Genomic DNA, 25,352 nt, shown 5'->3' with positions numbered 1-25,352 from the left:
CTGATACGTTCAGTATACCTTTTTTTTACGCTTCCGTACCACTGTTCACCTTTTCTTCTTTGATCAGGCGATACATTTCTTTCGCGTCTTCTTTACGGGCATGTTCTGCAATCGAATCGATCACGACCGTGACAAGCTTGTTCCCGAAACGGATTGTAAGCTCGTCTCCGACTTTGACGTCCGTGCTCGCTTTCGCGACTTGTCCGTTCAGTTCGATACGACCTTGATCCGCTACTTCTTTGGCCAACGTCCGGCGCTTGATTAACCGGGACACTTTCAAAAATTTATCCAACCTCATAGTCCTTGCTCCTTCGCTTCATTCCAGAGTCGATCCATCTGCTCGAGCGTCATGTCCTCCACGGAACCGTTCGCCTCGATATATGCAAACCGTCTCTTGAATTTTTGATTCGTTCGTTCGAGCGCTTGCTCGGCGTTCAATTTATAATATCTAGCGACGTTGACGATTGAAAATAATACGTCCCCGAGCTCAGTCTCATCTTCCGGGTGTTCTTTCCACTCGCGCACTTCTTCTTCAAGTTTCGCGAACGCACCGCTCACATCATCCCATTCGAATCCAACGTGTGCAGCTTTTTTCTGCAGCTGTTCGGCTCGCATCAAACCTGGTTGTGTCATAAGTACGCCGTCTAGTTGCGATTTTCTCTTTTCCCCTTTTTCGGCCTTCTTAATCGCATTCCAGTTCGAAATCACATCATCGGCATCCGCGACCGTCACATTCCCGAAAACGTGCGGGTGTCGACGCACCATTTTCTCACTGATGGACCCGATGACGTCCCGGATATCGAAATAGCCCTCGTCCGCACCGATTTGTGCGTGAAGCATGACTTGAAGCAACACGTCCCCGAGCTCTTCGATGATGGCATCGTCGTCTTGTTCGTCAATCGCTTCAATCAATTCGTACGCTTCTTCAAGCAAATATTTGCGAAGCGACTCATGCGTCTGCTTCCGGTCCCATGGACATCCGTTTGGACCTCGGAGTGTTGCGATGATGTGGTGAAGCGTCGCAAACTCGCGAGCTAAATACGCTTCATCGGTCAACGGCGGCACGTAGAGCGTCGTCAAGTTGTCGACTTCGGCGACCCGATCCATCTCATAGAGCGGCACTTCTCGAATCTGCTCGTGTTTCGTCCCGGCCGCCGTGACGAGCTTCACGACGTGTTCATCGGGATAGCGTTCCATCAATTGAACTTTCACGTCCCCGGCGACGAAGCCGTCGTACACTTGTCCGATGAGGACGTGTTGCGTCACTTGCAACCGTTCGATATCGAGCGCGGTCGCATCGAGCAACTGGAAGCCATTAATCGGATCGATGCGAAGCGCCTGAAACATCGCGTCCAGAAAGCTCTGTCCACCGAGAAACGTGACATCCGCGCCTCGTTCAACGAGCAACTCGACCGTCCGTTCGGCTACGAACGGATGACCCGGGACAGCATACGTAATAGCGAGCTCGTCACTTTTCTCGATGAGAGATGCGACGATTTGTTCGTAGACGTCTTCAAACGTTTCCGACGTCTCGTAGACCGAATCGAACGACTCGAAGTGCATTCCTTCCGCCTCGAGTTCGTCGACGACCGGATGGTTCCTTGTCCGTAACCAGACGAGCGGCTGTCGTTTCAAATGACGATATACGCCGAGCGGCAGTTGTTCAAGTTCGCCGGACCCGAGTCCGACGACGGTAATTCCAAAGCTCATATCAGTTCTCCTTTTTATCCATCAAATTGACGAAACGGTTGCCGAGCGGAATCATCTCCCACTCTCCGATTGAGAGGACGCGCTCGCGCCAAAGCCGCCACGCGTATAGGCCGGCCCCGATCAACACCATCCCCCCGAGCCAGACGAAGGCATCGAGGCGGTGCGTCATCCGATCGAGCGCGAGCACGTTCAAACCGAAGAGGACAAGACCCATCGGCGTGACCGTTTTGACGAGTAATCCATAATGTTTGAAGCGTAGCATGCCGAGCGGGATGACTCGGTCGAGCCGATTAAAGTTAAAGGCGGCCATCCCTAAAAAGGCGACAGACGTCCCAATGGCCGCCCCTTCAATCCCGTAGTTTGGAACGAGCATGAGATTGACCACGAGTTTCATTCCAATCGCGACAAGCATCCCGAACGCGGCCGTCCGCTCCCGGTCAATCGCCTGCAGACACGTCATGCTCGCGACGGCGAGGGACGCGGCGAACGTACTCGTCGAAAGGAGGACGAGCGCGAACGTCCCGTCCGCATTCTCGAACAACGCCACGTTCAGCGGGAGCATCACACCCATGAGTCCAATCGTTGCCGCGGCCGCGACAGCGGTCGTCACCCGAATCATCGAGCGAAGACCGCTCGCCGTCGCTTCAATCTGCCGGGCCCGGTAATGTCGTACAAGGCTCGGCACGTTTGCCATCCCGAGCGCGGTCGTGAACAGAATCGCGAATTGGACGAGCGGATAACCACGGTCGAACACGCCTTTACTCACTTTCGCCTCGAAATCGCCCCCCATCAAGTTGACGATCGTGAACGAGTCGACGAGTTGCATCCATAGAATGCCGAGTGAGGCGAAGCCGACCGCAAACCCAGTCGTCACGATGACACGAAATGCGGCCTGGAGCGTCACCTTTTGGACCGGGACGAGCCGTAGTCGCAAGCCTTTCGCCCACACGCTGAGGACGACGATTGCTACGATTCCGCCGACGAGCGCCGCCGCGTAAGCGTAGCGGCTCAAGGCGTAAGCATCGAGTCCGAGGTGCACGCCGATGACGAGTACGGCAAGTAGGACCGTGACGCGTACGAGGTTCTCTAGCACTTGCGACAAGGCACTCGGTTTTAAGTCGTCAATCGATTGGAATGATCCTCTCAGCACTGCGAGCGCCGGCATGAGCAAATAACTCAGGCTGATCACACGAAGTGTCGAGGAGAGGTTTGGGTCGCCGAGCCAGCCCGCAAGGAGCGGCGCGAGCGACCACATCCCCATGACAAGTACGACGGCGAGTCCGAGCAAAATATAAAAGCTCCCCCACAACACTTCGAGTTTCCGCTTCGGCCCGTTCGCCCCGACACCAATCTTTGCGATGACGACGGGCATCGCGTACATGCCGAGCGATGCGACGATTGCTGCGAACGGATAGACCGTCTGATAAGCATACAAACCGAAGTCTCCCGCAATGTTCTGGTACGGGACACGATACGCGAAGCTGATGACTTTCGTGATATAGCCCGCGAGAGCGAACAAGACGACGCCTGTCGCAAACTTACTTGACGGCCGCATGCGCCAACCTCTTCGTCAACTCTTCGAGGACCGTATCGGCATCATTCAACAGTTCGACGACCGGCATGCGTCCGCTAAGCGACAGCTTGAGTGCGCCGTTGTCTTGACCGACGCCGAGTTTACGGCCGAGCGGCATCGTCCACTCCATGAAGGATGGGACGTCAAGCGCTGTCGTCGACTCCATCGTCAAGACGATCTCGACGCGGCCTGGCACTTGTTTAATCCGCGCTACTCGCGCCATCTCGCCGTAAATCCGGAGGCGTGTCAATTGAATCAATAGCGCGACCGGTTCCGGGAACTCCCCGAACCGCTCAATCAACTCGTCTTGGAGCGCGAACAACGCTTCCGGTGTATCGACGTATTTGAAACGTTTATACATCTCGATTTTCAGTTCGCTATCCGACAAGTAATCGTCCGGGATGTACGCATCGGCTTGGAACGAGATTTCTGGTTTAAAGACGACTTGTTTGGCCTGTCCGCGCATGCGGTCCTTCCGCTCTTCGATCGCTTCAGACAACATTTGCGAGTACAAGTCGAAACCGACCGAGTCAATGAATCCGGACTGTTGAGCCCCGAGCAGGTTACCGGCACCGCGAATCGACAAGTCACGCATCGCGATCTTGAAGCCGCTTCCGAGCTCGGTAAATTCTTTAATCGCCTGTAATCGGCTCTCTGCCACTTCCGTCAACCGTTTGTCTTTCCGGTACGTGAAGTATGCGTAGGCAATCCGATTTGAACGTCCGACACGGCCGCGAAGCTGATACAGTTGCGACAGCCCCATCTTATCCGCATCGTAGACGATGAGCGTGTTGACGTTCGGGATGTCGATGCCCGTCTCGATAATCGTCGTCGAGACGAGAATATCGGCCTCGCCTTCTAAGAAACTTATGAGCTGACTTTCAAGCTCTGTCTCGGTCATCCGTCCGTGCGCTGTCGCGATGCGCGCTTCCGGCAAGAGTGCCCGAATCTCTTCGGCTTTGCGCTCGATGCCTTCGACACGGTTATAGAGGAAGAACGCTTGACCACCTCGGGCGAGTTCGCGCTCGAGCGCCTCGCGGAGCACAATCCCATCGTACTCCATGACGTATGTCTGGACGGGGTAGCGGTTCTCCGGTGGTGTCTCGAGTACGGATAAGTCGCGGATGCCGATCATCGACATGTGGAGCGTCCGTGGAATCGGGGTCGCCGTCAGCGTCAACACGTCGATGTTCGTCTTCAACTGTTTGAGTCGCTCTTTATGCTTCACCCCGAAGCGCTGCTCTTCATCGATGATGACGAGACCGAGGTCGGCGAACGTGACGTCTTTTGACAAGACACGGTGCGTCCCGACGACGACGTCAATCGTTCCTTCCTTCAAGCCTTTTTTCGTCGCCGCCATCTCGCTCTTGGAGCGGAAACGGCTCATGACCGAGACGTTAATCGGGAACTCGCTGAAACGCTCGAGCATCGTCTCGTAATGCTGCTGGGCGAGGACGGTCGTCGGCACGAGGAACGCGACTTGCTTCCCAGCGAGCACTGCTTTGAACGCAGCTCGAATCGCCACTTCCGTCTTCCCGTATCCGACGTCTCCACAAAGAAGGCGGTCCATCGGGCGCGAACGCTCCATGTCCGCTTTGATTTCTGCGATCGAGCGGACTTGGTCTTCGGTCTCGGCGTATGGGAACGACGACTCGAACTGACTCATCTCTTCGTCATCGCCTGGGAACGCATAACCGACGGACGCTTCCCGTGCCGCATACAGTTTAATCAACTCGTCGGCGATATCTTCGACTGATTTCGCGACTTTTGATTTTACTTTCTTCCACTCCGTGCCACCGAGCTTATAAATTTTTGGTTCTTTACCTTCGGCGCCGACGTACTTTTGGACGAGGTCGATTTGATCGACCGGTACGTACAACGCATCGTCGCCGGCATAGACGAGATGCAAATAGTCCTGATGAATGCCGCCGACTTCAATCGTCTTGATGCCGAGATACTTCCCAATCCCGTGATGGATATGGACGACGTGGTCGTTCGGTTTCAGCTCTTGGTAACTCTTGATTCGTTCGGCGTTCGTCAAATTCTTCGTCTGACGTTTTCGCTTCGCCACCCGTTTGAACAGTTCTTCTTCCGAGACGACGACGAGTCGGCTCGTCGAGAGTTCGAACCCACCTTCGATTTGACCGATCATGACGTGGGCGTGACGTGGTAACAGTTCCCCGTCCACGTTCGTAAACGTAGAAGGGATGCCGTAATCTTCAAGTAGCGTCGCGACTTTGTCCGCCCGGTCCTTGTCTCCGGCGAGGAAGACGATGCGGTGGTCACTTTGCTGCCAACGCTCGACTTCTTGCTTCAACAAATGCATCTGGCCATGGAACGCCGGAAGTGGGCGACAACTGAGGTGAACCGTGTTCGCCTCCGGGATGCCCGAACGGCGTGACGGCAATAGCGAGAAGGCGACTTGTTTCAAGTCACGGAACGCTTTATGCATCGGCACGGCGAGCGTATAGTTGGAGACCGACTCTCCCCGTTCGATTAACGACGAGAACCATTCGGCTTCTTCACGGTCTTGCACATCGGCCGCATCTTCGATTCGCGCGACTTCGTCTAAAATGAGCACCGCTTCCGCACCGACGTAATCGAGGAGCGTCGCTTTATAGAGGAGTGGTGTGAATTTCCCGATTTGACTCGGCACGTCCCCTCGCCGAAGCGTCTCAATGTCACCGGCAATTCCGTCTTCAAGCGCCTGACGAATCGTCTCCGTTTCGATGAGCGACAACGTCCGCTCATATTGTCGATTTAACGCGTCTCCAGCTTTTTTCAATTGATCCGCCGACGCCACGAACTCCGTCGCTGGTGGGATGACGGCTTCTTTCGCCACACCGAGCGAACGCTGTGTCTCGGCGTCGAACGTGAAGACCGAATCCACTTCCGTATCGAATAAGTCGATACGGAACGGTCGGGCCTCCGTCAGCGGATAGACATCGAGGATGCTACCACGGACCGAGAATTCACCTGGTGCCGTCACGGTCGCGGTCCGTTCATAACCGAGTGTGACGAGTCGTTCCGCGAACGGCTTCAACTCTAACTCTTGTCCTGGTCGAATGACGTGATGACTCGCTTGCCAATCGTCCGGGCTTGGGATGAAACGACGCAAGCCGCCGAGCGGCACGACAACGACGCCTCCTTGTTCATGAAGGAGACGCGTCCTGGCCTCGATTCGGGTCGCTAAAAGCTCTGGGCTCGACGTTAACGACAGTTCGCCCGCGAGCGTCTCATCGATTGGATAGAGCAACGCTTTGTCCGGTCCAATCAACGCCTCGAGTTGGTCGTACATTTTTTGGGCCTGATACATGTTGTGGGTGACGACGACGAGACGTCGTGACGTCTCTTTGGCGAGCCCTGCCAAAACGAGCGCCTTCGCACTCGTCGTCAATCCCGTCACGAGCTGACGGTCCAGTTTCGGCAACCTGTCGCGAATGGTTTTCGTTTCAGGCAACGCCACCATAAATCTCTCTAGAGCGTTCATTTGTTTTCCTCCACCTCATACGACAAAAAAGGGTACGGCGACCCTTTAGTTATATCGATTCATGAGCGCGATCCATTCGGTATCCACGAAATCGGTTGCCGCGGATACGGCTTGATCGAGCGTATCATTCAATTCTGGCATGTCTTCTTTTCGATAATTCATGAGCACCCAGTCGACGACTTTCACCGGATGGGGCGGACGACCGATGCCGAGCTTCAAGCGTTTAAAGTCTTGCGTGCCCAGGTGCTGAATCAACGACTTGATTCCGTTATGGCCTCCCGCGCTCCCTTTCGGACGGAACCGTAGTTTGCCGGGTACCATGTCGAGGTCGTCATAGATGACGAGCAAGTCGTCGAGGTCAATCTTATAATAGTCTAAAATCGGGCGAACCGACTCACCCGATAAATTCATGTACGTGAGCGGCTTGACGAGCACGACACGTTCTCCATTGATTCTTCCCGTTCCCATGAGCGCCTTAAACTTCGCTTCATCCAATTGAATCCCGTGTTTCTCGGCGAGACGGTCAATCGCCAAAAAGCCAACGTTGTGACGGGTCATCTCATATTTTTTGCCTGGATTCCCAAGGCCGACGATGCATTTCATCCGTTTCCTCCTGAACAAAAAAGCCCAAAGGCGGACGCCTTCGGGCCTCGTTTTTTAATCGAATAACGTGCTCACCGATTTGTGCTCGTGGACACGCATAATTGCTTCCCCAAGCAAACGGGCGACCGACATTTGCTTGATTTTGTTTGAACATTCGCGACCTTGTAAATCGATCGTGTTCAAGACAACAAGTTCTTTGATTGACGAGTTGTCGATACGCTCCATTGCCGGGCCAGACAAGACTGGGTGCGTACATGACGCGTACACTTCTTTCGCACCTGCTTGAACGATGGCATCCGCTGCGAGCGTGATCGTACCGGCCGTGTCGATGATGTCATCGATTAAGATCGCCGTCTTGCCTTCGACGCTGCCGACGATGTTCATCACTTCTGCCACGTTCGCTTCCGGGCGACGCTTGTCGATGATGGCGATCGGCGCTTTCAAGCGCTCCGCCAATTTACGGGCGCGTGTGACACCACCGTGGTCCGGTGACACGACGACGATATCTTTCGACTTGAATTCTTCTGTCTCGAAGTACGTCGAGATGAGGGGAACTCCTAACAATTGGTCTACTGGAATGTTGAAGAAACCTTGAATTTGAGCGGCGTGCAAGTCCATTGTAATCAATCGAGTCGCACCAGCTACTGTAAGAAGGTCAGCCACAAGTTTTGCCGTGATCGGTTCACGCGAGCGCGCCTTGCGGTCTTGGCGTGCGTAACCGTAATACGGCATGACGACGTTAATCGTACGGACCGATGCGCGTTTCAACGCGTCGATCATGACGAGCAACTCCATGAGCGTCTCGTTGACCGGCGAGCTCGTCGATTGGATGATGTACACATCGTCTCCGCGTACGCTTTCCTCGATGTTGATGTAAAGTTCTCCATCGCTGAACCGCTTCACTTGGCAGTCGCTGAGTGGGATTCCGATTTCTTTTGAAATCTCTTCAGCGAGCGGGCGGTTGGAATTTAAGCTAAATAGGCGAATTTCACGTTCATATACAGTAGACATGTTTAGGATTCTCCTCCATCGTGTTCAATAGTAATTGGCAGCAACTTATCGTTTCGTGTAACCTTCTTTATTCGTTTGACGCTCACGGGCGATCGCAAGCGCTTCTTCCGGAACATTGTCCGTGATTGTCGAGCCGGCGGCGACAATCGCCCCTTTTCCGACCGTGACCGGTGCGATCAAGTTGACATTGCAACCGACGAACACATCTGCTTCGACGATTGTCTCGAACTTGTTCGTCCCATCGTAGTTGACCGTGATCGATCCGCAACCGAGGTTGACGCGGTCACCGATTGACGCGTCACCGATGTAGCTGAGGTGCGAGGCCTTCGCCCCGTCCCCGAACGTCGACTTCTTAATTTCAACGAAGTTGCCGACACGTGTGTTCGCGCCGAGTACAGCTTGTTGACGAAGGTGAGCGAACGGACCAACTTGCGCGTTGCTACCGACACGGCTATCGCTCAAGACGGATTGACGTACCGTTGCACCGTCTTCAATCACACTGTCGCGGATATCCGAGTTCGGTCCGATGATACATTCCGAACCGATGACCGTCTTCCCGAGAATGACCGTCCCTGGGTAGATGATCGTGTCCGAGCCGATTACCGCATCCGGTGAGATGTATGTCGACGCTGGGTCCATGAACGTGACGCCTTCACGCATCAAGCGTTCATTCGTCCGTTTACGCATAATCGTCTCAGCTTGCGAGAGCGCGATTCGGTCATTGACACCGATCGTCTCGTCAAATGTCGGAGCCGTGTGTGCGGCCACGACTTCGCCTGCCTCTTTTGCGATCGCGATGACGTCTGGCAAGTAGTACTCGCCTTGTGCATTGTCGTTGCCGACTTGACGGAGCGCCTCAAACAACAACTCGTTGTCGAAGACGTACGTACCCGTGTTGATTTCACGAATTTCAAGTTCGGCTTCAGATGCGTCTTTATGCTCGACGACTTTCGTCACGTTGCCATCTGCACTACGAATGACGCGGCCATATCCGGTCGCATCGTCCGCGATTGCCGTAAGCACCGTCACTTTCGCCTGTTGCGCTTCGTGATGCGCGAGTAACGCTTCTAGCGTCTCCGCTGTCAAAAGCGGTGTGTCGCCGCAGACGACGAGCGTCGCGCCAGCCTTCCCGGCGAGCTCCGCCTCTGCCATCTGGACGGCATGGCCCGTTCCGAGTTGCTCTTCTTGAACCGCGTAGTCGACACGAGATCCGAGTGTGTCTTGTACCGCTTCAGCCCCATGGCCGACGATGACGATTTGACGACTGACCCCGATTTTGTCGAGTTGGTCGACGACGTGCTCGACCATTGGTTTGCCAAGGACCGGATGAAGTACTTTATATAGCTTCGACTTCATGCGCGTCCCTTTCCCTGCTGCCAAAATGACTGCAAAACGATCCATTCTTGATTCGCTCCTATCTCAATCGACTGTGATTTTATAGCTATAGTTCGGTTTTTCTGCATATAAATCCTATTTACACCGTTTCTACTATATCGAAACAGCGACCTCGTTTCAACCGTTGTACTGATTCGTAACCAAACGCACGCAAAAAAGCAGCGGAACGATACTTCGTTCCGCTGGCTTATTATGATTCGTGCATCTCTTCCATCTCATAGACGGCGACGTCAATCTCAGCGTACGCTTCTAGCACGGCCGCTTCGACTTTTTGACGCATATCGCCGTTAATCGGATGCGCGATATCACGAAAGATGCCTTCTGGTGTCCGTTTGCTCGGCATGGCGACGAACAGGCCGGTGCTCCCTTCGATGATCCGAAGGTCGTGGACCACGAACTCGTGATCGAGCGTGATCGAGGCGAGCGCCTTCATTCTACCTTCTGTTGCCACTTTGCGAATTTTTACGTCTGTGATCTGCATGTTTCGCATCCCCTTTTCATCGTTGTCTGTACCAAGGTGTCCTTTATAAAAGGTAAAGGTGACTTCTAGCGAACGTAACTGATTCCGTATGACTTCTATACCCTTTCATCATAAAACGAAATCAAATTTTTGCCAATCACTTTAAGAACTGTTCAACGTTTCCGCGTGAAATTGTGACGAGCCCTTCATCTGGATCGACGTTCGTCAACTTCATCAAACTGACGTATTCGCTGACCATCTTCTTCTCGGCACCTTCGGCTTCCATGAGTACACCGACACCAGCAAGGTTGGCTTCGAACTCGTTCAACAAGCTCATCATGCCGCGAATCGTACCTCCGGCTTTCATGAAGTCGTCAATGAGTAAGACGTTCGCACCGCGCGGCAGACTACGACGTGCGAGTGCCATCGTCCGAATCGCTTTTGAAGAGCCGGACACGTAGTTGATACTGACCGTCGATCCTTCCGTCACCCGGCTGTCCGAACGAACGATGACGAACGGGACGCCGAGCTGTTCGGCGACCGCGTACGCGAGCGGAATCCCTTTCGTCGCAATCGTCATGACGACGTCGACTTTTCGGTCAGCAAAGACCGAGGCGAACACTTGCCCCATCGGCTTCACTTGGCGCGGGTTACCGAGCACGTCCGTCAAATAGAGGTACCCTCCCGGAAGCAGACGCTCCGGCTTCGACAGTTGGTCGCATAAACCGTCAATCATCGACAGCGATTTGTCTTTGCTCCAACCTGGGATAAACATGACGCCACCGGCCGCCCCAGGGACGGTGACGAGCTTGCCGGTACCATCGTGGGCGAGCATCTCACTGACGATGACCAAGTCTTCGCTGATGGACGACTTGGCGGCTTTATAGCGGCTCGAAAACATCGACAACGAGACGAGCTGATGCGGATGATCGAGTAAATAACGGGTCATATCGACGAGACGACCACTTCTACGGATTTTCATACGGATTCCCCTTCACTTTTCCAATAATAGACGAATGTTCTAAACAGAATATATCAGACTCATTCGTCTTTGTTCAATGTTTTTTCCCGAGAATCCGAACGACGAACACTTCTGGACAGAATCCTTTCAGCCCGTTATAGACGCGATGGGCTTTTTGTTCGTGTTCGATGAGCGCAAATACGGTCGGGCCGCTCCCGCTCATAAGCACCCCGTCCGCGCCGCAGTGGAGCATCGTCTCTTTGATTTGACGAACCTCTGGATGCATCTCGAGCGTGACCGCCTCAAGCGCGTTGCCGAGGTTGTCACAAATCGTGTGAAAGTCCCGTTCGTGAATCGCTTTGACCATCGCTTCCGTATTCGGATGAATCATCTGATCCATGTCGACAGCCCGATAGACGTCAGCCGTCGAGACCCCAATCTTCGGTTTCGCCAAGACGACGTAGCACGGTGGAGGTGACGGAATGAGTTCTAACTTCTCGCCGCGACCGCGCGCGATGGCCGTGCCACCCATGACACAAAACGAGACGTCGGAACCGACCTCCGCCCCGAGCTCAGCCAATTGTTCGAGCGACAGCCCAAGGTCAAACAGTTCGTTCATCCCGCGGAGCGTGGCCGCCGCGTCACTCGAACCTCCAGCCAGTCCGGCCGCCACCGGAATGTGTTTATCCAAAACGATTTCGACGCCTTTTGTGATGCCGAACCGCTTCCGCAACAAGTCGGCCGCCCGATACGCCAAGTTCCGATGATCGCTCGGGACGTAGGCGTGCTCCGATTGAATCCGAATCTCATCGGTATCGAGGACCGTAAGTTCTAAGCGGTCAGACAAGTCGACCGTCGTCATAACCATTTCCACTTCATGATAGCCGTCCGTTCGCTTTCCGAGAACGTCGAGCGTCAAGTTGATTTTTGCCGGCGCTTTCACACTAATCGTGCGCATATCGTTCACCCTTCCCATGTATCTCCTGTTCGCCATTGTACCGTAAACGAGCGCACAAAAAAAGAAGCAGCTGCCAATGCATCCGCCCCTCATTTATCGTTCAATTGCTGAATTCAATTTTAACTGTATCCGTTAGGACATCAGCGTAGCTATATGAGACACGTTCCACGTTATGGTGGTCTTCATCCAATTTGACGACGAACACCGCGGGATACGTCTCAACGAGCGTTCCAAACCGAGTAACGACTTTCTTACGACCGCCGTTTGCTTTCAACGTCAATCGTTCTCCAACATGCGATTCGAGTTTCTGTCTGATTTCTTGTAACGTCTTTGGCATACGCTTCACCTCACTGTTACAAGTATAACACATTGAAAAAAGAAAATAAAGATTAAATATTATAGCGACTCGAAATCCGGTCGTCAACTATTTTTAAGTGGTAAAATTGTGTCAGCAAGACGTGCAAACTCCTCGAGTGTCAACGTTTCACCTCGACGCTTCGGATCGATGCCCGCCTCGTTCAACAGGCGTTCGAGCTCCACTTTTTTGTCTTTGCCGAGATGATTCGTCAAGTTGTTCAAGATCGTTTTACGCCGTTGCGCGAAACTGGCTCGCGCGATTTCGAAGAAGAACGCTTCGTCTTTTACTTCGACGGCAGGCTGCGGGCGCATCTTCAACGTGATGACGGCGGAATCGACGTTTGGTGCCGGCATGAAGACGTTTTTCGGGACGATAAAACTCACGTCGGCCTCGGCATAATATTGAATCGCGATCGAGAGCGAGCCATACGCCTTCGTTCCCGGCTTCGCCCCGATGCGTTCCGCCACTTCTTTTTGAATCATCATGACGAGCGAACGAAACGGAACTTGACTCTCGAGCAAACGCATGATGATTGGCGTCGTCACGTAATACGGTAAGTTGGCGACGACCGAGATGTCGTCAATCCCTTCGTTCAAAAACTCACGCTCGACGATAGCCGGAAGATCGAGCTCGAGCGCATCTCCGTGAATGACGTGGACGTGCGGATAAGGCGCCATCGTGTCCTCTAGAATCGGCAACAAGCGTTGGTCGATTTCGAGCGCGACGACCTTTTTCGCACGTTTCGCAGACTGCTCTGTTAGCGATCCGATGCCTGGTCCAATCTCGAGCACGCCGCTCGCTTCACCGAGTTCGGCCGCGTCGACGATTTTATTTAAGATGTTCAAGTCGATCAAAAAGTTTTGACCGAGTGACTTTTTGAACGAGAAGCCATGCCGTTCTAAAATGGTTTTCGTCCGATGAATGGTTGCAATGTCTTTCAATGATTTTCCTCCTCTAACTGCTTGAGCGCCCGTTCCCACTCCTCGGTCGTGACGCGCATCGCCTCGACTCGTTTCACGAACTGTTTCGCGTTCGGTTCGCCGATGCGAAGCAACACACCGAGACGTTTTCGTCGTCTCGACGCCTCGGCCCCACCAATCAAATCGGCGTCGAGCACCATTTTTCGCGTGACGAGTGGCAAGTCGGTCTCGACTCGGTCTTCGTACACGGCCTCGAGCACACGGCGAATCGTGTCCGGTGTCGCATGTTCAACGCCGATTTTCCCGCGCTTGTCTTTCGCCTCGGCCCGGGGCAAGTAGGCGTGCTTACAGCCGGGAACGTATTCATCGACGATGGCGCGAATGCGGTCGCCCGGATAGTCCGGGTCCGTCAAAATAATCACGCCGCGCGTCTCTTGGGCGCGCCTCACCCGTTCAAGCGTCTGTTTCGAGACGGCCGACCCGTTCGTCTCAATCGTGTCGACGTCATACACTTCTTGGAGCCGGGTCGTATCGTCCCGTCCCTCGACGACAATCACTTCTTGTATTTTTTCACGCATCTTCGCTTCCTTCTTTCTCTTCTTGCTTCGGGATGACCCAAATCGTGAGCGGCTTCCGTCCGAACGTGACCGCTTCTTCTTTCGTGTCCATCAGGATGTCGATGATATTCCCTTTGATGGCACTGCCGGTATCGAGGGCGATGGCCATACCGAACCCTTCGACATACACACGTGTCCCGAGCGGAATGATTGACGGGTCGACCGCGATGATTCGCATCCCTTCGTACAGAATCGTATCGGTCACGTCATAGCCGCTACGCGTCAAGACGCGTCCGTCAAACGTGATCGTATCTTCGGGGTTATTCGTGTAGGCGGTCGCCTCAACGAGAAGTTGTTTGGCCGCTGAAAAATCGAGCACATCCTCAGGCAGAGGTGTCTCTTCGATTTTGATTTCGGCCTCTTCACGGAATGGACTCTCAGATTCTGTCGGAACCGGCGTCGCTTCTTCGGCCGGCTCTGGCACCGGTTTTGTCCCAATCTTAATGATTTGCGGACGCACGGTTTGCAACGTTTCGACACTTGTCTCGGTCCGATTTGTAATTGTACCATTTTCGACCGTCACTGCATACCGCGTCCGTTCTAGCCCGGGTACTCCGACTTGGGCAACCTCGGTTTGACCGATTTCAAGCGTATCATCGTCTTCTTTCACGATCTCAAACGGGATAAGCCGATTCTCGTATTGCACGACGTCCCGACTCGTATTGACGGTAATCGTCATGCCTTCTCGAAGCGTTGTCGACAGCGCCGGTGCGATCGTATCGCGCTCTGACACGCTGATTCCGGCTTCGCGCAACACTTGCTCGACCGTCTTCGCCATCGTATTCAACGTCTTCGCCTCATCCTCGACGATCAGATTAACCGCGAGCACCGGTTGATATCGAATCGTCATCCCGGATGTGACGGGTGTGCGCACGTCCGGATAGACGTCGTCTCCGTCGCGCACCGTCACCCCGTATCGAAGCAACACGTCGCGGACGGTCCGTTCTCGCGTCTCAATCGTCTCCGTCTGCCCATAACCGATTTGAAGTGAGACCGTATTCGCGCGTTCGATGTAAATCATGCGTTCGGCAGACAGTTCCGCACTGAGTGCCGGCGTCACGTAATCGGCGTCTTCGACCGTGATGCCGGTCTCTTCGAGCACCTCGAACACGGACGTCGCCCGCGTCTCATGCTCGATTCGGTTTGTGCCGTCGATGATCGTCACCGTCTCCGGTTGCGTCAACGTATAGGCGAGTACCGCTGTCACGAGTACGACAGCGCTGAGCGCGATTCGTTTAACCATCACGGTAGACGGAAGAGCCGCTTCGCGTTCGCGGTCGTCGCTTCAGCAAGTTCCTCAAGCGAGATACCTCGTAGCGCGGCGATTTCTTCGGCGACATAGGTGACGTAGGCCGGTTCGTTCCGTTTACCGCGGAACGGCGTCGGCGTCAAATACGGGCAGTCCGTCTCGACTAACAGGCGATCGAGCGGGACTTGTTTCGCCACTTCTTTTGGGACTTTCGCATTCTTGAACGTGACCGGGCCACCGAGTGAGATATAGAAGTTCATGCGCAGGCAACGCTCAAGTAGTTCGACCGACATGCTGTAGCTGTGGAAGACGCCACCAATCTCTTCGGCGTGCTCTTCTTCTAACAGATCGAGCACGTCTGCCGTCGCCTCGCGGTTGTGGATGACGATTGGCATGTTCGTGCGCCTCGCGATGGCAATTTGTTCACGGAACAGACGTTGCTGTACGTCTTTTGGAGATTTGTCCCAATGATAGTCGAGTCCAATCTCACCGAGCGCCATCACTTTCGGGTGCCCCATCAGCGCCTCGATTCGTTCCAAGTCCGTTGGTGTGCAGTCGATTGCATCGACTGGGTGCCAGCCGACAATCGCGTAAATGTCTTCGTACGTCTCGGCGAGTTCGATCGCGCGCGAGATCGTCTCATCATCGAAGCCGACGACGAGCATCGGGGACACCCCCGCCTCACGTGCCCGTCTAATCGTTTCATCGACGTCATCTTTGAATTGATCGGCGTTAATGTGTGTGTGCGTGTCAATCAACATCGTGCATCCTCCTTTTTAAACAAACAGAGGGAGACCGAAGTCTCCCTCAAAAATTATTTGACGATGGCCCCGTTCGGCATATTCTCAGATACGGTTGCAAGTTCTAACTTACCATCTTTATCGGCTGCCAAAATCATTCCTTGAGACAACTCGCCCCGGAGCTTGACCGGCTTCAAGTTGGCGACGACGATGACTTTTTTGCCGACCAACTCTTCCGGTGCATACCATTCGGCGATGCCCGAGACGATTTGGCGCGTCTCGCTACCGAGATCGACTTGAAGTTTCAACAGTTTTTTCGCTTTTTTGATTTTATCGGCTTCGACGATTTGCCCGACCCGGAACTCGACTTGGTCAAAGACGTCGATTGTGATTTCAGGACGGACGTCTTCATCCGCTGCCTCTTCCTCTGCTTCCTCTTCGACACGTGCTTTCGAGGCTTGACGCATCATTTCTTGAATCGCATCTACCTCTTCTTTCACATCGCGACGTGGGAAGATTGGCGTGCCGTCCGTGACGACCGCTCCGTCAAAGGTCGCAAACGTATCGAGCGCTTCCCATGACATGTCTTGTCCTTCGAGTCCGAGTTGACGGAACATCTCTTTCGGTGCCCGTGTCATGAACGGTTGAATCATGACAGCGACGTGGCGCAAGACGCCAGCCAAGTGGGTCATGGCCGACGCGAGTTCGTCTCGTTTCGCTTCATCTTTCGCGAGCACCCACGGTTGCGTCTCATCGATATACTTGTTCGCTCGGCTGACGAGCTGCCAGATGTTTGTGAGCGCGACCGAGAACTCCATATGCTCCATCGCCGCTTCCGTCTTCGACGTCGTTTCTTCGACGACGCGAAGCAAGTCGGCGTCGAACACCGTCACGTTCCCCGCATACGCTGGTACGTTCCCGTCGAAGTACTTCTTAATCATCGCGACGGTCCGGTTCAGCAGGTTGCCGAGATCGTTGGCGAGGTCGAAGTTCAACCGGTCGACGAACGCTTCTGGTGTGAACGTGCCGTCCGCGCCGAACGGGACTTCACGCAACAAGTAGTAACGAAGCGAGTCGAGGCCGTAGCGATCGATGAGCGGAATTGGGTCGACGACGTTCCCTTTTGACTTGGACATCTTGCCGTCTTTCATGAGGAGCCAACCGTGCGCAAATACTTGTTTTGGCAACGGAAGGTCAAGCGCCATGAGGAGAGCTGGCCAGATGATTGTATGGAAACGGACGATCTCTTTTCCGACCAAATGCACGTCAGCCGGCCAGTAACGGTTGAACAACTCGTCGTTGTCCGTCCCGTAGCCGAGTGACGAGATATAGTTCGTGAGCGCATCGACCCATACGTAGACGACATGCTTCGGGTTCGACGGGACTTGGACACCCCAGTCGAACGTTGTCCGGGAGACGGCCAAATCTTGAAGACCCGGCTTCAAGAAGTTGTTGATCATCTCGCTCTTTCGCGATTCTGGCAAGATAAAGTCCGGATGCGACTCGAAATATTCGATGAGGCGGTCCGCATACTTGCTGAGACGGAAGAAGTAACACTCTTCCCGCACGAGTTCGACTGGATGTCCGCTGTCGGGGCTCTTGCCGTCGACAAGTTGCGACTCGGTGTAATACGTCTCGTCCGACACCGAATACCAGCCTTCATATTCACCGAGGTAAATGTCTCCGTTCTTAAGAAGCGTCTCAAAGACGTGTTCGACGACAGCCTTATGACGGCCTTCCGTCGTTCGAATATAATCGTCGTACGAGATCTCGAGGCGATCCCATAATACTTTGATATCTTTCACGACTTCGTCGACGAACGCCTGTGGGGTGACGCCGGCTTCTTTCGCCTTCTCTTGAATCTTTTGTCCGTGCTCGTCAGTGCCCGTCAAATAACGGACGTCAAATCCTTTCAATCGCTTATAGCGGGCAATCGCGTCACCTGCCACGGTCGTATAGGCGTGACCGATGTGCAACTTCGCGCTCGGGTAATAGATTGGGGTCGTAATATAAAAAGTAGGCTTCGCCATAGTTTTTCTCCATCCTTTCGACATTTGCAATTTCCATTATACACGGTTCGACAAACCTTTTTCCAAACCAATTGTTTGGAATTAATTTGTTGCCTATTCAAATAAATGTTCCAAAAAAACCCTTTCTTTGTTTAAAGCTCTACGTTACGGGGAAATTTAGGTGTATATCGTTCCATTATCGTCATTTTTCGAAAAAGCACAATTCCAATAGTAAGCAGTTGACTGCAATTGGAAAGTTTAGTATGCTTTTTGCTGTAGCCACATTGTCGAATTTTGACGATTTATGTCACCAAGAGATTTCGACATCATCGGAGGAGGAAATACAAAATGAAATCAACAGGTATCGTACGGAAAGTGGACGAACTCGGTCGGGTCGTTATTCCAATCGAATTGCGCCGCACACTCGGAATTGCTGAGAAAGACGCACTTGAAATTTACGTCGACAACGAGCAAATCGTTTTGAAAAAATATAAGCCGAACATGACTTGCCAAGTAACAGGCGAAGTATCAGACGATAACTTCAAGTTGGCGGACGGAAAGTTGATTCTTTCACCAGAAGGCGCACAACGTGTTCTCGTCGAGTTGAAAAACATGCTTGAGAATTACTACAACGAAGAGTAAGCAAGGGACTCCTTGCTTACTCTTTTTTGTCGACTCCGTGATACGCGTCATAGACGTCGTTGCGTGAGAGACCACGCTCTTTCGCCACTTGTTTAATCGCTGCGTTCGGCTTTAGCCCGTCCTCGATATAACGATCGACGTGTTCGAGCGGCGAGAGCGTCTCCCACCAATCTTGCGTCGGAGCCGACTCGGTCGACCCGCCCACCAACACGACGAACTCTCCGCGGACTTCACCTTCACACCAAGCGAGCGCCTCACCGACCGTTCCTCGCAAAAACTCCTCGAACGTCTTCGTCAATTCCCGCCCAAGTACGACGTCACGATTGCCGAGCACAGCTTTCACCCCTTGTAGCATCTCTTTTAAGCGATGCGGGGCTTCGTAGAAGACGAGCGTCCCTGGCTCATATTGAAGCGACGCTAGCACGTCGACCCGTTCTTTCTTTTTGCGTGGCAAAAACCCGTAATATAAAAAGCGTTCTGTCGGCAGTCCGGACGCGACGAGCGCTGTGAGCGCTGCATTTGCCCCTGGCAAGACGACGACCGGTACCTTCGCTTGAATCGCGAGCCGAACGAGGTCACTACCGGGGTCAGAGATGCCAGGCATCCCGGCGTCGGATACGACAGCCACCGATTTTCCATTCTCGATATCTTCAATCAGCCGTGGCCCGCTCACTTGTTTATTATGTTCATGGTAACTGACAAGCTTCGTATCGATTTCAAAGTGACGGCACAGTTTCATCGTCTGGCGTGTATCTTCGGCCGCAATCAAGTCCACCTCGCGCAACGTACGCACGGCGCGATATGTCATGTCTTCTAGGTTACCGATCGGGGTCGGCACGATGTAAAGCGTCGGTCCGTCAGTCTGGTAACTTTTCTGTGAGTTCATTGCTCGTCCCCTCCATCAACGTTTGTTTTTGGGCGCGGGTCAATTGCTTGATTGACCACTCATAACGCATCGCTTCTCGTTTCGTCTCAAACGATTTCACGTAACAGAGCGTTACAGGTAAACGTGCTCGCGTGTATTTGGCACCTTTTCCAGCGTTATGGGTACGAAGCCGCTTGTCGAGGTCGTTCGTATAACCCGTGTAATACGTGTGGTCTTGGCACTCCAAAATATATACGTAGTGCTTACGCATCGAGGATGTCTCGCATCGTTTTCGTATACGTGTCATCATCTTCATAGACGATAAGCGGTGGTAAAATCGTGAGCCCAGCTTTTCCATCTTTTGACCCCTCTATCAATAATGTATTCGCCGCTCGTCCCGCTTTTGGATAGACGAGCTGCATCCGCTTCGGCTCGATTCGATATGTCCGCATGAGCGTGACGATATCGAGTAGCCGCTCCGGACGGTGGACGAACGCCACTTTTCCGCCTGGTTTGACGAGCTGACTCGCCGATTGGATACAATCCTCGAGTGTACAGAGCACTTCATGGCGCGCAATCGTATGGTGTTCGTTTTGATTGCGGAGCGACGTCTCGTTTGCCAGAAAATACGGTGGATTACACGTGACGACATCGTAACGGGCGTGGCCTAGCCGTGTCGCCGCTTCTTTGACGTCGCCTTCTATAATCTGCAGTCGATGCTCGAGACGGTTCACCGCGATGCTGCGGTTCGCCATATCGACGAGTCTCGGTTGAATCTCGATGCCTGTGACGCTCCCCTTTGTCCGATACGATAAGAAGAGCGGAATCGCACCCGTTCCGGCACACAAATCGACTAGGTTTCCTTTTTGGATGGGTACCCAGACGAACTCAGCGAGTAGCACCGCATCTAACGAGAACGAAAACACATCGTCGCTTTGAATAATTTTTCCGGGGCGTCCGAGCAAATCATCGAGCCGCTCCCCTTGTTTTACAGTCACGCTTCGTTCCCTCCTACATAACGACAAAGGCGACGGACGGGTGACTTCCCCGTCTATCGCCCCAATGTATTAGTGTTTATTTAACATCGACATGCAGAAAAGACAATCGCCGTCTTTTCGTACTTGTCCGTAGTGCAAATTACAGATATGGAACCCTTCTTGATACAAGGCGGCCAAATTGTTTTGCCCTTTGCCCGACAATGCGATTTGCGCATCGCCATCCGTCGTCTCCACTTCTGCAAGTTGCTCGACTTTTTCACGCAAGTGATGATTCTCGAGATACATATGCTGGTTTTCTTCGAGCAAATAGGCCAACTGCTCTTTCAGTACACCTAGATGCTCCGTCAACAGCTGCATTTGTTGCTCGATGGCATCGACGCGCATCATAACTTCCTTTTTATCCATTCGTTCCACTGCTCAGCACCCCATCACTGTTTCGACGGTTTTCGTTTGATCGCACCGACCTCAACGAGTTCGTCAATCGTATACGTCACAACACGGGTCCGGTCGCTCAACTCGACTTGAATCAGTTGATCCAAAATGTTGAGGCCGATGACACGTCCGTCACCTTCAGGAATCTTGATTCGTTTCCCAACGTCCGGCAAGTCACGCTTCAACTCTTCATACGTATCATTCTCATACTTCAAGCAACACATGAGACGGCCGCACACACCGGAAATTTTATTCGGGTTCAAGGAAAGGTTTTGATCTTTCGCCATCTTGATCGAAACCGGTTCAAACTCTCCTAAGAAGGAAGAACAACATAAGACACGGCCACATGGACCGATCCCACTGAGTAGTTTCGCTTCATCCCGGACACCGATTTGACGGAGTTCGATGCGCGTGCGGAAGACGCTCGCCAAATCTTTGACGAGTTCTCGAAAATCGACCCGACCTTCTGCCGTGAAATAAAAGATGACTTTGTTGCGATCAAATGTATATTCAACATCGACGAGTTTCATCTCCAGTCGATGTTCACGTATTTTTTCTTCACAGACGGCGTGAGCGTCAAAAGCTGCCAATCGATTTTCTTGGACGATTTGAGCATCTTTTTGATCAGCGACACGAAGAATCGTTTTTAGAGGTAAAACGACTTCATCTTCCCCAAGTTGTTTCCCGACTTGGACGATTTCCCCGTATTCAATACCACGCACCGTCTCGACGATGACATGGTCCCCACGTTCAAGCGTTGCTTCGCCTGGTGAAAAGTAATAGATTTTTCCCGCTTCTTTAAAGCGGACTCCGACTACTTCAAGCACGCTCTCTTATCCTTTCTGTAAATCGAACGTTAACCGTTCGAACGTTAATTGAGGATTGACGTTTGCCTCGAGTCGTCGAATCGCCTCATGGACGTGTTCAATCGCATGGACAATCTTATGCGCCGAACGATTACTGATGAACGCCTGATACAACACCTGTTCGCGAGTGAACAGTTGCGGCGTGTAATCCGTCCGGACTTTGAACCGGAGCGACTCTTCTAACCAGCTCTCAAACAATTCGAGGCCCACTCGTAACTCATTGCGCCCTTTAAAATGGCCGAGCCACTTCTCTTGGGCGAATAGGAGTAACTCCTGTGGTCGTTTAGTCAATACTTCAACTAATTGTACCACTAGCCCATACGACTGTACAAACCACTCGTTGTGAAGCACTTCACGGGCGTCATCCCATTTCGGATAAACAGCGAGCGCCAAGCGAGCCAAATCCGTCGTACATGCGACGTCCGCAGACAACTTATCCGCCAACTCATTCCGATCAATCGGTCGAAAGACGAGCTGCTGGGCTCGTGAGCGAATTGTCGGCAACAACAGTTGCGGCTGTGTCGTCACAAGAATCGCGAGTTTCCCGACGCCTGGCTCTTCAAAAAACTTAAGCAGACTATTCGCCGCCTGCGTCGTCATTTTATGGGCCTGATGAATCACATACACTTGCCGATCTCCTTCGGCTCCGCGTAACGACAAATCACTGAGCAGTTGTTGAATCTGTTCTTTTTTTATACTTGCCCCGTCCGGCTCCATCTCGAGATAATCGACTAGGTTTCCTGAATCCATCCGCCGACAATTCCGACAATCTCCACAAGGTTCTACCCCATCTGGCGCCTCACAAAAGAGTGACTTGGCAAACAGTTGAGCGGTCTCAATCAAGTAAGGTTCATAATCGCCCGAAAAGATATAGGCGTGCCCGACTTTATCAGTCCGAATCGAGTTCTCCATCACTTTGGCGACAACGGTCTGAGACGCGGCCAATTGTTCAAAACGCATCTGTCCCACTCCCATTAAAACTGATGGAATCCTTCAATCGGCAAGACGAATACCGTAGCGCCGCCTACCTGTACTTCTACGGGATACGGGATATACGAATCGGCGTGGCCACCCATCGGAGAAATCGGTGTGATCATCTGATCACGGCTCGAGCAATTTGATTTGATGAGCGAAAGCAAATCCTCGAGTCGTTCTTTCGGTACACCGATCATGAACGTCGTGTTTCCTTCTTTTAAGAACCCACCAGTCGTCGCAAGTTTCGTCGCTCGAAAGTCCTCTTCAATCAAAGCGTCAGATAAACGGGCGCTATCTTTATCATGTACAATCGCAATTACCATCTTCATGCTTTGTTCACTCCTTTTTCGTTTAATCGCTCACATGTAATATCTAGTACTTCATCTTGTATCGATTCAATCGTCTCATTCGCATCGATTCGTACCATCCGATCAGGGTGCTGCGCAAGCAATGTTTGAAAACCGTCATAGACGCGTTGGTGGAACGCTTCGTCCCGGCTCTCGATTCGGTCCAATTGCCCGCGTTCCCGAATACGGTTACTTGCTTCACTTGGTGTCAAATCGAAAAGAAACGTTAAGTCTGGGGTTAAGCCGCCTGTTGCCCACTCATTTAATGATAGGACGTGTTCTAAATCGTATCCTAATCCGAAACCTTGATAGGCGACCGAAGCATCGATGAAACGGTCACAGACGACAATCGCACCTCGTGACAAGGCAGGTCGAATCACTTGTTCTACGTTTTGGGCTCGCGAGGCTGCATATAACATCATCTCTACCCTAGCCGTCATCTCATCGTGTTCAGGTGATAACAAAATCTCGCGGATGCTGTTTCCGACTTTCGTTCCCCCCGGCTCACGTGTGGTGACGACTTCATACCCTTGAGCGCTTAAAGCTTGCTCTAGTAATTTCAATTGTGTCGTTTTTCCAGAGCCATCTGGCCCTTCCACTGTAATAAACATCCCATTCACACTTAAAACTCCTCTACGATAACATCGATTTGTTTCATCATAACATGTCTGCTCGCTTGAAGCTTCCGCCCGAGAGAAATCCACTCGACCAACACGCGAACTTTTTCCTCTGTCACCATTTCCCCTTTTAAGATCCACGGAATACCTGGAGGATAAGGGATAATCGTTTCCGCTGCAATTTGACCGACTGCGTCTTGAAAAGAAAGCCTCACCGTTGTCACGACGTCATGAAGCACAGTTAATTTCGAGACTTGCTCCGTAGAAGGGTAAGGATAAATCGTTTCATCGTCCTCAATCAGCGGCACATGTTTCGATGCATTTTGAATCAGTTTCACCCAATGATGAATCTCTTCCATCTTTATTTCCCGTAACGGCAAACAGAGTAACACATGATCTTCAGCGGCAAGCTCGATATCTATGCCAATCGATGCTAAGTGGCGACTAAAGATCAAACCGTTTTTCGGATACGTCAGAATCGTGACTTTTGTAAAATCGTCTCCGACTTTAACGGCAAATCCTGCGCGCTTCAATTCCATGACAAAAGCGAAATGACTTGTTTGAATACTTGACCAGTCTCGCTCCGTCAAGTGTTCAAGATAAGTCCGCGCATGGTCTAACGACGCCATAATCAAGTAAGACGGACTAGACGTTTGAAATGAAGACAGGGCATGAAACAATCGGTTCTCATCGACATTCTCTTTGTAATGTAACCAAGCGCCCATCGTAAAAGCAGGCAACGTTTTATGAGCCGACTGAACAACCGCGCTCGCCCCTTCAAAAATCGCTGAACGTCTTGGCAATCCGTCGTAAATCAAGTGCGCACCGTGCGCTTCATCAACGAGCAACGGGATCATATGTTGGTTTAAATACGTACTGATTGCTTGAATATCAGCCATATCGCCATAATACGTCGGTGATGTGAGAAGCAGTGCTTTACCACCTGGATAGCGCTCGACCGCTTCTTGAACCGTAGCTAAATTGACGACCGTAGGAATACCGCTTCCCCGTTCCAATTCAGGTGACAATAAAATCGGTTCTAAGCCTAACCACTCAATCGCATTCCACACGGACTTATGTGAATTTCGTTGTACATACACACGTTCCCCACGTTTTACAGTCGCAGCTAGCATGCTCCAATTTCCCGCGGTCGAACCATTGACCAACCATTTACTTTTACTTTTATAGAGCGTCCCAAGCGCCTCCTCACCTTGCTGGATGATTCCCTCTGCCTGATGTAAATCATCCAAGTGCTCGAGCTCGGTTAAATCATACGGCATGATTTTATGGAACGCTGTCGGTAAACTTGGATCGTGAACAGTACCGTTATGGTGGCCAGGGACATGAAAGGATACACGACTTTCCCGCACATGTTGTTCTAAAACTTCCATGAATGTGAAAGGGTTCTTTTTAGATCGGCGTGTCATCAAAAAACCTCCTTAATCGTTTTGCATATAGACAAAAAAGAGACGACCAAGCAGATGCTTGATCGTCTCATGTTGCCTGGCAACGTCCTATCCTCACAGGGGGAGACCCCCAACTACTTTCGGCGCTGA

The 25,352-nt window shown here is 52.4% G+C and carries 26 protein-coding genes; 1 reads left to right on the top strand and 25 read right to left on the bottom strand.

What is annotated here, in order from left to right; genetic code table 11:
• Positions 1-25: 25 nt before the first annotated feature.
• From KNP76_RS10990 to metG, 16 genes are all read right to left on the bottom strand, one after another.
• On the bottom strand, positions 26-298 hold the full coding sequence (locus KNP76_RS10990; protein WP_034817168.1) for an RNA-binding S4 domain-containing protein: 273 nt from the start codon (positions 296-298) through the stop codon (positions 26-28).
• Positions 295-1,710 (bottom strand): bifunctional methyltransferase/pyrophosphohydrolase YabN, encoded by a 1,416-nt coding sequence (gene yabN, locus KNP76_RS10985; RefSeq protein ID WP_214844555.1) that lies wholly within the window; start codon positions 1,708-1,710, stop codon positions 295-297. The genes KNP76_RS10990 and yabN overlap by 4 nt, the downstream gene beginning before the upstream one ends.
• Position 1,711: 1 nt before the next feature.
• The gene (locus KNP76_RS10980) at positions 1,712-3,265 is read right to left on the bottom strand and encodes a polysaccharide biosynthesis protein (protein WP_214844554.1); all 1,554 of its coding nucleotides are present in this window, start codon (positions 3,263-3,265) and stop codon (positions 1,712-1,714) included.
• Positions 3,249-6,773 carry a transcription-repair coupling factor gene (gene mfd, locus KNP76_RS10975; RefSeq protein ID WP_214844553.1) on the bottom strand — a complete coding sequence of 1,175 codons (3,525 nt, stop codon included), beginning with the start codon at positions 6,771-6,773 and terminating at the stop codon, positions 3,249-3,251. Before mfd ends, KNP76_RS10980 begins: the two co-directional genes overlap by 17 nt.
• Positions 6,774-6,818: 45 nt before the next feature.
• Positions 6,819-7,376, bottom strand: a complete 558-nt coding sequence (gene pth / locus KNP76_RS10970) for an aminoacyl-tRNA hydrolase (protein WP_034803713.1) — start codon at positions 7,374-7,376, stop codon at positions 6,819-6,821.
• A gap of 54 nt (positions 7,377-7,430) precedes the next feature.
• A complete protein-coding gene (locus KNP76_RS10965; protein WP_034803710.1) occupies positions 7,431-8,387 on the bottom strand; it encodes a ribose-phosphate diphosphokinase in 957 nt (318 codons plus the stop codon).
• Between the two features lie 45 nt (positions 8,388-8,432).
• The gene (gene glmU / locus KNP76_RS10960; protein WP_214844552.1) at positions 8,433-9,788 is read right to left on the bottom strand and encodes a bifunctional UDP-N-acetylglucosamine diphosphorylase/glucosamine-1-phosphate N-acetyltransferase GlmU; all 1,356 of its coding nucleotides are present in this window, start codon (positions 9,786-9,788) and stop codon (positions 8,433-8,435) included.
• Between the two features lie 184 nt (positions 9,789-9,972).
• Positions 9,973-10,263 carry a septation regulator SpoVG gene (gene spoVG, locus KNP76_RS10955; RefSeq protein ID WP_214844551.1) on the bottom strand — a complete coding sequence of 97 codons (291 nt, stop codon included), beginning with the start codon at positions 10,261-10,263 and terminating at the stop codon, positions 9,973-9,975.
• 136 nt (positions 10,264-10,399) lie between these two features.
• Positions 10,400-11,224 (bottom strand): pur operon repressor, encoded by an 825-nt coding sequence (gene purR / locus KNP76_RS10950; RefSeq protein WP_214844550.1) that lies wholly within the window; start codon positions 11,222-11,224, stop codon positions 10,400-10,402.
• Positions 11,225-11,297: 73 nt separating this feature from the next.
• Positions 11,298-12,161, bottom strand: a complete 864-nt coding sequence (ispE, locus tag KNP76_RS10945) for a 4-(cytidine 5'-diphospho)-2-C-methyl-D-erythritol kinase (RefSeq protein ID WP_034803702.1) — start codon at positions 12,159-12,161, stop codon at positions 11,298-11,300.
• A 100-nt stretch (positions 12,162-12,261) separates the two neighbouring features.
• The gene (locus KNP76_RS10940) at positions 12,262-12,498 is read right to left on the bottom strand and encodes a Veg family protein (protein WP_021065751.1); all 237 of its coding nucleotides are present in this window, start codon (positions 12,496-12,498) and stop codon (positions 12,262-12,264) included.
• 83 nt (positions 12,499-12,581) lie between these two features.
• Positions 12,582-13,460 carry a 16S rRNA (adenine(1518)-N(6)/adenine(1519)-N(6))-dimethyltransferase RsmA gene (rsmA, locus tag KNP76_RS10935; RefSeq protein WP_214844549.1) on the bottom strand — a complete coding sequence of 293 codons (879 nt, stop codon included), beginning with the start codon at positions 13,458-13,460 and terminating at the stop codon, positions 12,582-12,584.
• Positions 13,457-14,017 (bottom strand): ribonuclease M5, encoded by a 561-nt coding sequence (gene rnmV, locus KNP76_RS10930; RefSeq protein WP_034803698.1) that lies wholly within the window; start codon positions 14,015-14,017, stop codon positions 13,457-13,459. Before rnmV ends, rsmA begins: the two co-directional genes overlap by 4 nt.
• Positions 14,010-15,299: a 3D domain-containing protein gene (locus KNP76_RS10925; RefSeq protein ID WP_034803696.1), complete on the bottom strand. Its 1,290-nt coding sequence runs from the start codon at positions 15,297-15,299 to the stop codon at positions 14,010-14,012. Before KNP76_RS10925 ends, rnmV begins: the two co-directional genes overlap by 8 nt.
• Positions 15,299-16,066 carry a TatD family hydrolase gene (locus KNP76_RS10920; RefSeq protein WP_034817179.1) on the bottom strand — a complete coding sequence of 256 codons (768 nt, stop codon included), beginning with the start codon at positions 16,064-16,066 and terminating at the stop codon, positions 15,299-15,301. Before KNP76_RS10920 ends, KNP76_RS10925 begins: the two co-directional genes overlap by 1 nt.
• A gap of 53 nt (positions 16,067-16,119) precedes the next feature.
• Entirely contained in the window at positions 16,120-18,075 is a 1,956-nt protein-coding gene (gene metG, locus KNP76_RS10915) for a methionine--tRNA ligase (protein ID WP_214844548.1), read from the bottom strand.
• Positions 18,076-18,402: 327 nt separating this feature from the next.
• On the opposite strand from metG, the gene KNP76_RS10910 reads away from it, so the two are divergent.
• Complete coding sequence (locus KNP76_RS10910) at positions 18,403-18,696, top strand: transition state genes transcriptional regulator AbrB (RefSeq protein ID WP_034803687.1); 294 nt, start codon at positions 18,403-18,405, stop codon at positions 18,694-18,696.
• Positions 18,697-18,712: 16 nt separating this feature from the next.
• Here the strand turns inward: KNP76_RS10910 and rsmI are convergent, their stop codons facing one another.
• The 9 genes from rsmI to KNP76_RS10865 all read right to left on the bottom strand — a co-directional run bounded on the left by rsmI (position 18,713) and on the right by KNP76_RS10865 (position 25,223).
• Positions 18,713-19,582 (bottom strand): 16S rRNA (cytidine(1402)-2'-O)-methyltransferase, encoded by an 870-nt coding sequence (rsmI, locus tag KNP76_RS10905; RefSeq protein ID WP_214844547.1) that lies wholly within the window; start codon positions 19,580-19,582, stop codon positions 18,713-18,715.
• Positions 19,554-19,832, bottom strand: coding sequence for a GIY-YIG nuclease family protein (locus KNP76_RS10900; RefSeq protein WP_034803681.1), 279 nt, complete (start codon positions 19,830-19,832; stop codon positions 19,554-19,556). The genes rsmI and KNP76_RS10900 overlap by 29 nt, the downstream gene beginning before the upstream one ends.
• Positions 19,825-20,559: a tRNA1(Val) (adenine(37)-N6)-methyltransferase gene (locus KNP76_RS10895; protein ID WP_034817186.1), complete on the bottom strand. Its 735-nt coding sequence runs from the start codon at positions 20,557-20,559 to the stop codon at positions 19,825-19,827. Before KNP76_RS10895 ends, KNP76_RS10900 begins: the two co-directional genes overlap by 8 nt.
• Positions 20,560-20,628: 69 nt before the next feature.
• Positions 20,629-20,964 carry a DNA replication initiation control protein YabA gene (yabA, locus tag KNP76_RS10890; protein ID WP_034803771.1) on the bottom strand — a complete coding sequence of 112 codons (336 nt, stop codon included), beginning with the start codon at positions 20,962-20,964 and terminating at the stop codon, positions 20,629-20,631.
• 23 nt (positions 20,965-20,987) lie between these two features.
• Complete coding sequence (locus tag KNP76_RS10885; protein ID WP_034817188.1) at positions 20,988-21,818, bottom strand: PSP1 domain-containing protein; 831 nt, start codon at positions 21,816-21,818, stop codon at positions 20,988-20,990.
• A gap of 6 nt (positions 21,819-21,824) precedes the next feature.
• On the bottom strand, positions 21,825-22,817 hold the full coding sequence (locus KNP76_RS10880) for a DNA polymerase III subunit delta' (RefSeq protein WP_214844546.1): 993 nt from the start codon (positions 22,815-22,817) through the stop codon (positions 21,825-21,827).
• Between the two features lie 14 nt (positions 22,818-22,831).
• Positions 22,832-23,161: a cyclic-di-AMP receptor gene (locus KNP76_RS10875; RefSeq protein WP_034803672.1), complete on the bottom strand. Its 330-nt coding sequence runs from the start codon at positions 23,159-23,161 to the stop codon at positions 22,832-22,834.
• Positions 23,158-23,799 (bottom strand): dTMP kinase, encoded by a 642-nt coding sequence (gene tmk, locus KNP76_RS10870; protein WP_214844545.1) that lies wholly within the window; start codon positions 23,797-23,799, stop codon positions 23,158-23,160. Before tmk ends, KNP76_RS10875 begins: the two co-directional genes overlap by 4 nt.
• Before the next feature lie 2 nt (positions 23,800-23,801).
• A complete protein-coding gene (locus tag KNP76_RS10865) occupies positions 23,802-25,223 on the bottom strand; it encodes an aminotransferase class I/II-fold pyridoxal phosphate-dependent enzyme (protein ID WP_251137446.1) in 1,422 nt (473 codons plus the stop codon).
• Positions 25,224-25,352: the final 129 nt, after the last annotated feature.

The organism is Exiguobacterium sp. s150, from assembly GCF_018618435.1.
Taxonomy (GTDB): domain Bacteria; phylum Bacillota; class Bacilli; order Exiguobacteriales; family Exiguobacteriaceae; genus Exiguobacterium; species Exiguobacterium alkaliphilum.
The sequence above is the reverse complement of the archived record's forward strand: the minus strand, read 5'-3'. Positions and strand labels throughout refer to the sequence as shown.

Coding starts and splice junctions, on each gene's coding strand:
- KNP76_RS10940 (WP_021065751.1), bottom strand. CDS start 12,498: ATGCCAAAGACGTTACAAGAAATCAGACAGAAACTCGAATCGCATGTT.
- pth (WP_034803713.1), bottom strand. CDS start 7,376: ATGAAATGCATCGTCGGCCTTGGGAATCCAGGCAAAAAATATGAGATG.
- rnmV (WP_034803698.1), bottom strand. CDS start 14,017: ATGCGTGAAAAAATACAAGAAGTGATTGTCGTCGAGGGACGGGACGAT.
- ispE (WP_034803702.1), bottom strand. CDS start 12,161: ATGCGCACGATTAGTGTGAAAGCGCCGGCAAAAATCAACTTGACGCTC.
- KNP76_RS10965 (WP_034803710.1), bottom strand. CDS start 8,387: ATGTCTACTGTATATGAACGTGAAATTCGCCTATTTAGCTTAAATTCC.
- KNP76_RS10990 (WP_034817168.1), bottom strand. CDS start 298: ATGAGGTTGGATAAATTTTTGAAAGTGTCCCGGTTAATCAAGCGCCGG.
- yabN (WP_214844555.1), bottom strand. CDS start 1,710: ATGAGCTTTGGAATTACCGTCGTCGGACTCGGGTCCGGCGAACTTGAA.
- glmU (WP_214844552.1), bottom strand. CDS start 9,788: ATGGATCGTTTTGCAGTCATTTTGGCAGCAGGGAAAGGGACGCGCATG.
- yabA (WP_034803771.1), bottom strand. CDS start 20,964: ATGGATAAAAAGGAAGTTATGATGCGCGTCGATGCCATCGAGCAACAA.
- spoVG (WP_214844551.1), bottom strand. CDS start 10,263: ATGCAGATCACAGACGTAAAAATTCGCAAAGTGGCAACAGAAGGTAGA.
- KNP76_RS10875 (WP_034803672.1), bottom strand. CDS start 23,161: ATGAAGATGGTAATTGCGATTGTACATGATAAAGATAGCGCCCGTTTA.
- rsmI (WP_214844547.1), bottom strand. CDS start 19,582: ATGAACTCACAGAAAAGTTACCAGACTGACGGACCGACGCTTTACATC.
- purR (WP_214844550.1), bottom strand. CDS start 11,224: ATGAAAATCCGTAGAAGTGGTCGTCTCGTCGATATGACCCGTTATTTA.
- KNP76_RS10980 (WP_214844554.1), bottom strand. CDS start 3,265: ATGCGGCCGTCAAGTAAGTTTGCGACAGGCGTCGTCTTGTTCGCTCTC.
- KNP76_RS10920 (WP_034817179.1), bottom strand. CDS start 16,066: ATGTTGATTGACACGCACACACACATTAACGCCGATCAATTCAAAGAT.
- metG (WP_214844548.1), bottom strand. CDS start 18,075: ATGGCGAAGCCTACTTTTTATATTACGACCCCAATCTATTACCCGAGC.
- KNP76_RS10880 (WP_214844546.1), bottom strand. CDS start 22,817: ATGCGTTTTGAACAATTGGCCGCGTCTCAGACCGTTGTCGCCAAAGTG.
- KNP76_RS10910 (WP_034803687.1), top strand. CDS start 18,403: ATGAAATCAACAGGTATCGTACGGAAAGTGGACGAACTCGGTCGGGTC.
- KNP76_RS10925 (WP_034803696.1), bottom strand. CDS start 15,299: ATGGTTAAACGAATCGCGCTCAGCGCTGTCGTACTCGTGACAGCGGTA.
- KNP76_RS10865 (WP_251137446.1), bottom strand. CDS start 25,223: ATGACACGCCGATCTAAAAAGAACCCTTTCACATTCATGGAAGTTTTA.
- KNP76_RS10900 (WP_034803681.1), bottom strand. CDS start 19,832: ATGCGTAAGCACTACGTATATATTTTGGAGTGCCAAGACCACACGTAT.
- mfd (WP_214844553.1), bottom strand. CDS start 6,773: ATGAACGCTCTAGAGAGATTTATGGTGGCGTTGCCTGAAACGAAAACC.